Here is a 7254-nt window from a genome sequence, read left to right on the forward strand (position 1 = left end):
GAGATCCAACCCGAACGCATGCATAACGTATGGGTAGGTCTGATTCTGGCTGTCGGCAAGACGCCGTTTCAGCTGATCGACTTCGCTCACCATGCTCATGCGCGCACTCCTCTTAGCTGATGCACAATCGTGTAGCAGGCCGGTTTGGCATGCGACGGCCAAAGCTCATGCCCATAGGGATCTTAGCAGGGTGCGGGGCAGAATTCTTGAATTTACCGTATGTTTTTATGTACAAATGTTAACACGAAAAGCCGTTCCATCAGAACGGTTCGTCCTCGACGTACTCGTGCAGTGCCGGCGAAATGGCAGTGGCGCGAAACAGCTGATGCGCAAGCTGCTGAAGGCTCAAGGCCCGCGCCTCGGGTCACGATCACCGATTGACTGCGGTAATATGCCGGGCCAAGCGGCGTACCATGCCCGGCGCCGAGCACTGCTCGTATCAAGGCTTGGACGATTGGGCGGAGAATCCGCACCAGCCGAGCCGCCGACGAGAACGGATCAAGAAGCGCTTCAAGTCAGCGCCAATCTTATCCGCCTTCGACCATCGTCATTTGCGGAGCCTCGCATGGGAACATGCCTGAGATCGCATGTCTCGCGACGGCTTGAGCCCTAGTCATCTGGAACTGAAGTTCATTTCATTATAGGGTTGTGCTCGCGACTGAAGAAGGAGCGAGACGATGGCCAATGCGACGGGACGGCCGATTTCGCCGCTGGTGTTGAGTGCGGATGAGCGGGCCTATCTTGAGCGTCAGGTTCGCCGGAGTCGTGTGGCGCGGTCGAAGTCTGAATGATGCCGGATCATTCTGCGGTGCGCAGATGGCCTGCCCAGCAAGTCTGTAGCAGCCGGGCTCGGCGTTCATGAGCATACCATCGGCAAGTGGCGGCGAGCGCGTTGACGGCCTGCTAGATGAAGCGCGCCCTGGCAGGCCGCGCACGATCGATGACGATCAGGTCGTGATCGAGCGCACGCTGCGATCGACCCCGGCGGACGCCACCCACTGGTCGATCCGCTCCATGGGCAATGCCACTGGCTTTTCGCACACGACGATCCGCAGGATCTGGGCGCGTTCGGCTTGCAGCCGCATCGCTCGCAGACGTTCAAGCTTTCCAGCGATCCGCTGTTCGTCGACAAAGTCCGCGATATCGTCGGCCTTTACCATTTACCGATCACGAAGCCCGAGGCGATATCGAGGGCTGCGAACAAGGGAAGTGGTGCCGTGACGGACATAGCTATGGGTCCGGCGCTCGGGAATGTCGGGCATCATCGGCAAGACGGGCTGTTCGCGGTCGAGCGCCTGGATCTGGCTCTTCTCATCGACCCTGAGAACCAGCGCCCTGTTGGGCGGTGATAGGTGCTACAAGCGCCACCGCGCGGCCGAGTTTCTCGACTTCCTCAAGCAGATCGACGCCCATGTTTCGCAAGGTCTCGATGTCCGCATCATCATGGATAACTATGCCACGCATAAGACGGCGGCGATCCGGACCTGGCTGGCGCGGCGGCCGCACTATCATGTGCATTTCATGCCGACGTCGGCCTCCTGAATCAACCAGGTCGAACGCTGGTTCGCCGAGCTTACGCGCAAGCAGCTACGGCGCGGCGTTCACACCTCGACCAGCCAGCTCGAAGCCGATATCCGCACCTTCATCGAGCGGCACAACGAAAAACCCAAACCCCTACAAGTGGACCAAGTCCGCCAACGAGATCCTCTCATCAGTCAAAACGCTTCTGCCAAAAAACAGAGCAGACCTTATGTGGCGAACTTTAGATTCACGTGACTAGCTAGTTTACGTCCACAAACGCACACATTTTGCTGCGTTTACAGGCACTTACGCTCGGCGAGAAGCGATTGTAGGGGTCATGGACGGGGAAGAGCGCGCCGGTTTGTGGCGAAAACGGCGTCACGGGCGCGGTGGCGCGCACGCCGCGAGACCGGCGTTGGACCGGTGCACGCATTCCAAACGGCGGACCGGCGTCAGCTTGGTTTCAGGCGGTTGAAGAGGACGAGGTTGTAGGCCACGACCGAGGACCAGACGTAAGCTTTGAAATGATCGAGGCCGCGCCAGGTGCAACGTGCCAAGCCGTAGGCGCGCTTGAGGCAAGAGATGCCAGCTTCGATACCGGCGCGGAAGTTGCGGAGCTTGCGATAGACCCACTTGCTTCTGACCATGTCCTCGATCCTGAGGCCGGCTTTCTTGTGGAAGGCCATGTCGGAGACGCCCCACGTCTTCGCTGCGGCCAGATTGTCGCGCGTGGCGAAGCCACCATCGGCCGCCGCTTGCCGCGGCGCTTGGCCATAGAAGGCGACGTGGCGCGCCAGCATCGGCAGCAAGCGGTCGCGGTCGGCTGGGTTGCCGGCTTCGATCACCAGATCGAGGATCATGCCGCTCCTGCCGGTGGTCAGGTTTAGTTTGTGGCCGTACTCGGTGTCGCGGCTGCCTTTGACGATGATATCGGCATGCGGTTCGAACAGGCTGACCAACTTCTCGCTGGCCCGTACCGGCTCGCCGGCCAACACGCGCCGCTCACTCTGTCTGATGATGCGTTCAATCAGCGGCAGATAGTGCCGGACTTGGCTTTGCCACAGGTCGACGAACGGATCGGGAGCACTGGCAAGGCATGCGCTCGCCTGCTCCAGATAGGCCAAGGTCGCGCGGGCAATCGCGATCAGCTCGCGGTAGAGTTGGACCCGATTGGGTCGACCGCGCGTGAACTGAATCTTGCGGGCCCGCTTCTTGGCTGCGCGGCAATGATCGCGCCAGTCCAGGCCCGCGCCACCAATTAAGGCGTCAGCTCGCTTCAGCAGACGCACCATGACCCGCATGGCATCCCACAACAGGCTGCTGTCGCTCGGCTCGTGCATGAGCGCCGAGGTCACGGTGCTGTCCAGCCGCACGACCGCGCCGTCTTCGAGCTTCACCTGCCGAGCGCCCAAAAGCAGGGTCCGGTTGATCTGTTCCCAGGTCTCGGGCCGGATCGCGCTGATCGTCTTTTGCAGCGCCGACTTCTGTGGGCTCCACAACCATGGCAGTCGGGCAAAGGCGCGAAACGAGGCGGAGTCCTCAAGGTGGAACGCCAACTCCTGGTAGCTCAGCTGCCGATATTGTTTGAGCAGCGCGCAGCGCAGCACCGCTTCGGCGGGCAGGCCTTGCCGTCCGGTCGCTTTGATGCCGCCCCGACACAGGTCTCTCGCCACCAGGCCAAGCAGATCGCAATGTTCATCCAGCCATTGCGACATCGCCTTCAGCTCGCAGCCGATCTCGTGCGTGGCGAAAAGATCGAATATGCTGGGTTGGACGGTGCGTTCTAGGCGCATTGTCGGCTCCGGCGGTGGCAGGATTTTGGAATCAGTGGCATGATCCAACATACCTGAAACCGTCGGGCCTTGCTTGCGCAAATCAGCGATTCATTCAATTGAATCAAGGGTTTGGCGTTTGTGGACGGAAACTAGCTAGTTTCCGTCCATAGTGTGCTGCAGCAAGCAGAAGGAGGTTCGATGGTGAACTGACAACATGCTGAGAAGCTGCGTGAAAGATGAGGGCAGGCCCCTCGGGATCGGCTTTCAGGAGCGGATCTTAAACCAGCCCAAGCTGCTGTGGTAGAAGAGCCATGGTGGTTAGCGTTGGGACAAAAGCCGCGGACATGATCCGAGGCAGGTAGGCATCCGGAAGATGAGCGCAAGCAAACCCTTCGATGACGCGTCGTTAGTACTCTTTGATGCCACTAAAACCCAGGGCGTGTGGATCTCTCGGGACAAGTCCGTCGGGAGCCTGATGACTGGGCGGACAGTGGACGGCGTATAGGGGGCATGATCTGGATGCAGGCTTTTGCGCGGAACTGCAGGAACCAGCTTTCTGATGCCAAGGTAGAAGCACAAGCGGCACACCACCGTGAGGCGAGAGTACCGATGCAGGAAGCTGGGGCGGATCGACCCGTAGTAGTGACGAAGGTCCTGTAATGGGGCTGGAGCGAAGGGGTCGGATCAGGTGGTCGTATTTTTCGGAACGACTGGAAACAGGATGACGACGGCGAATATGACAGACAAACCGTTTATGATCGATAAGCGGCTGGTGTACGAAGCCTACAAAGCGGTCAAATCCAATGGTGGTGCGGGTGGCGTGGACGGGCAGACGATCGAGGCATTCGAAGCCAACCTGGGGAGGAATCTCTACAGGATCTGGAACAGGATGAGCTCGGGAAGCTATTTTCCGCCACCGGTGCGTGCCCGTCCCCCTTCCGAAAAAGACTGGAGGCCAGCGGATTTTGGGTGTGCCCACCGTGAGCGACAGGATCGCGCAGATGGTGGTCAAGCAGCTCATCGAACCGGAGCTCGATCAGATCTTCCTGTCAGATTCCTACGGTTACAGACGGGCAAATCGGCCTTGGATGCCGTGGGGATCACGCGTCAGCGGTGCTGGAAATATGATTGGGTTCTGGAGTTTGAGATCAAGGGTCTGTTTGACAACATCTCGCACGAGCTTTTGCTCACGGCAGTTCGCAGGCACGTAAAGAGCACGTGGGCACTACTATACATCGAGAGATGGCTGACAGCGCCCATGGAAAAAGATGGACAGAGGATTGAACGCAACTGCGGAACTCCGCAAGGGGGCGTAGTTTCGCCGATTCTTTCAAATTGCAATGAAGATGACGTCGACAACAGGCACCGTCCCCGCCAAGTCGGTGGTAAAGGACAGCCGCCCCTCGCGCACATTGCGTTCGACCAGATCGTCGAGCCCCGGCTCGCAAATAGGGATCACGCCGGATTTCAATCGCGCGATGAGGTCGGGGTTCTTGTCGACGCAGGTCACGTTGAAGCCGAACTCGGCAAAACAGGCTCCCGAAACAAGGCCGACATAGCCGGTGCCGATCATCGCGATATTCATCAGATTGTCCCGAAACTGTTGATAAGTGCCAGTTCATTGTCGAATTGCCTACCAGTGCGTGCGCTGGCCGAAAAACGACAAGTGCTTCGAGCGGGGCGTACCGAACAGGATTCCTCCGCGGGTCGGGCGCTACGTGCTTGAGCTTTATCTCTTTTCGCGCGCCGGCTGTTACGCCGTAAAAAAGTGAGCGGGAGTGCGATTCTCATGCCAGCACTTTCCTGAAGTAGGCGACCGTCTCTTTCAGACCGTCTTCAAGCCGCACGCGCGGCGCCCAGCCCAATGCAGCCGCGGCGAGATTTATATCGGGCCGGCGCAGCTTCGGGTCATCCGCCGGAAGCGGCAGGAAAGCAAGCTTTGATGACCCGCCGACGATCTTGAGCACCTGTTCCGCAAGCTCCAGCATGGTGAATTCGCCTGGGTTGCCGATATTGACCGGACCTGTGAAACCCGCGGGACTTCCCATCATCTTGACCATCCCGTCGATTAGAGATCCCAGAAGCTCCGCGTCTGCGAACCGCCCCCAGAGATGGTGAGAGGCTCGCCCGTGAGCGCTTGGACCATGAAATTCGACACAACCCGGCCGTCATTGGGATGCATACGCGGCCCGTAGTCCGTGACGTGTTTACGGATGGCTTTGCATGCCTCATGCCAAATGACAAAACCGTTTCAACGCAATGTGATAGACTTGGCTCTGCTACATAGCGTATCCGACATAGTCAGACATCAGACAGCGCTTGCGGTTGCACGACGCGTGAACGCCGCTTTCCGAGGAATCCCGTCCGCCATTCCTGCTAAAATGCCAGGCAACCAATCTCTACTGTCGGGATTTGTCGAGTCGGTAGGCGCTCTGAAGCTTCTGCAAATTGCTGTGAGGGAGGTCATGGCGGGCTTCTCCCATCGGCCGGCTGTCTTGATGCGGAGCGTTCCGTCCTGCGCCCATAAAGACGTCGAAATTGGTCGGGACTGGGCAGAAGCGCTGCGCGTCGTGGTGACATGCGCATTTTGCCAACCTTGAGCGCCACTTTCCGCCCGGTGAGGCTTGGGTTCCGATTGCAATCCGTCCTCCCGCGAAGAATCTTCGCGGGAGTGTCGCGTGCTTCCGGTCCACGAAACACGACACCAATTGGACGCTTACGGGACGCCAACTCACTGGCCCCCGAATTTCTCAGCCTTGGGAGGTTCTGATGGGTGTATGCCGCCGAATGCGAATGATCAATTCGGGTTATCTACCTGTTTTCCTCTGAGCGCGGTCGCGCTGGGCAACGGGACAAGATTTCTCGAGTGTGTTCACCGAGCTGAGGCGGGGGAAGCCGGATTCCAGTTTTGTAGCAGTTGAATTGTAGTGGTTGGTTCACGTGCCATTCGCCGCCATCTTCGGGGCCGAGCCGGACAAATAGGTCTCGCGTGCGCAACTGCGGATCTCCTGCGACGTCCTTCAGGTCATGCACATGCCCCCAAGGAATTCCTATAGCATCGAAAAGACCTGCCCAAGCTTCCTGCGTTTTCTTTGCGATCGCAGCGGCAAGTTGCGCGCGATAGTCACCAGCATGTTGCACGCGATCCTGATGATTTGCGGAGGTCAGATGTGCCAGACCAGTACTTTGGCACAAAGCCTGCCAGTAGTGATCCTCGTTAGCGATGCTCAGCGTAATCATCTTGTTGTCCGCGCAAGTGAATGTTCCATAGGCCGGTTCTTCCTCGTATACCTCTGCCATCGGTCTTCCGTTTAAGGTCGCATAGTGATACGCGGTCATCCATGATACCAGGCTATCGGTCATAGCAAGATCGACGTAGCAGCCGTGCCCCGTTCGTTCCCGCGCCAGCAATGCCGAAACCACACCAAATGCCGCCATTGTACCCGAGGCGAGATCGGCGACGGGCATTTGAAACGGTTTCTCCAGGCGTCCAGTTCGAGGCTGCTGAAATAGAACTCCAGCTAAGCCTTGACAGGAGAGGTCGTGAACCGGGCGCCTGCGGTAAGGCCCATTTTGACCGAAGCCGGTCAATGAGAGATATATCAGACGGCGGTTCATTGGACTGAGCTGTGCGTAACTCAACCCTAGGTTTTCCATCACATCCGGCCTGTAGCCTTCGATTAGCACGTCCGCAGTTTTGCTCAACTCGAATAGGGATTCCCGACCGGCCGCTGACTTGAGGTCAAGGACAATACTTCGCTTGTTGCGGCTCAGGGAGGAAAAGAGGCTTTTGAGCTTGCGAGCGGGATCACCGCCGTTGGGCCTCTCGATCAGAGTGACATCTGCGCCTAGGTCTGCCAGTAGCAGGGTTGCATATGGACCAGGATATTGTTCTGCGAGACTTAGCACGCTCACTCCTTCAAGTGGTGATCCGATCACGTGAAGCTCCATTTAATAA

The 7254-nt window shown here is 58.4% G+C and carries 3 protein-coding genes and 6 pseudogenes; 4 read left to right on the forward strand and 5 right to left on the reverse strand.

Features of this window, described 5'->3' with window-relative positions; all coding sequences use genetic code 11:
* Positions 1–268 precede the first annotated feature (268 nt).
* Positions 269–381, forward strand: a pseudogene (locus NKH70_RS35995) (IS6 family transposase); the annotation flags it as partial.
* A gap of 296 nt (positions 382–677) precedes the next feature.
* Positions 678–1167 (forward strand): annotated as a pseudogene (locus NKH70_RS36000) (helix-turn-helix domain-containing protein); the annotation flags it as partial.
* On the opposite strand, the pseudogene NKH70_RS35250 reads toward NKH70_RS36000, so the two are convergent.
* A pseudogene (locus NKH70_RS35250) lies at positions 1163–1355 on the reverse strand (IS630 family transposase); the annotation flags it as partial. The pseudogenes NKH70_RS36000 and NKH70_RS35250 overlap by 5 nt on opposite strands.
* Between NKH70_RS35250 and NKH70_RS36005 the strand changes: the two are divergent.
* A pseudogene (locus tag NKH70_RS36005) lies at positions 1351–1766 on the forward strand (transposase); the annotation flags it as partial. The pseudogenes NKH70_RS35250 and NKH70_RS36005 sit on opposite strands and share 5 nt — an antisense overlap.
* Positions 1767–1973: 207 nt before the next feature.
* Here NKH70_RS36005 and NKH70_RS35260 read toward each other — a convergent pair.
* Positions 1974–3314, reverse strand: a complete 1341-nt coding sequence (locus NKH70_RS35260) for an ISNCY family transposase (RefSeq protein WP_353027436.1) — start codon at positions 3312–3314, stop codon at positions 1974–1976.
* Positions 3315–4017: 703 nt separating this feature from the next.
* Here NKH70_RS35260 and NKH70_RS35265 point away from each other — a divergent pair.
* A pseudogene (locus tag NKH70_RS35265) lies at positions 4018–4632 on the forward strand (reverse transcriptase domain-containing protein); the annotation flags it as partial.
* Here NKH70_RS35265 and NKH70_RS35270 read toward each other — a convergent pair.
* The 3 genes and pseudogenes from NKH70_RS35270 to NKH70_RS35280 all read right to left on the reverse strand — a co-directional run.
* Positions 4630–4881: pseudogene (locus NKH70_RS35270) on the reverse strand (UDP-glucose 6-dehydrogenase); the annotation flags it as partial. The pseudogenes NKH70_RS35265 and NKH70_RS35270 sit on opposite strands and share 3 nt — an antisense overlap.
* A 202-nt stretch (positions 4882–5083) precedes the next feature.
* Positions 5084–5347, reverse strand: coding sequence for a hypothetical protein (locus NKH70_RS36010; protein ID WP_502908463.1), 264 nt, complete (start codon positions 5345–5347; stop codon positions 5084–5086).
* Positions 5348–6107: 760 nt separating this feature from the next.
* Complete coding sequence (locus NKH70_RS35280; protein ID WP_353027437.1) at positions 6108–7235, reverse strand: CaiB/BaiF CoA transferase family protein; 1128 nt, start codon at positions 7233–7235, stop codon at positions 6108–6110.
* Between the last annotated feature and the right edge of the window lie 19 nt (positions 7236–7254).

This window comes from Mesorhizobium sp. M0991 (genome assembly GCF_040318915.1).
Classification (GTDB): Bacteria; Pseudomonadota; Alphaproteobacteria; order Rhizobiales; family Rhizobiaceae; genus Mesorhizobium.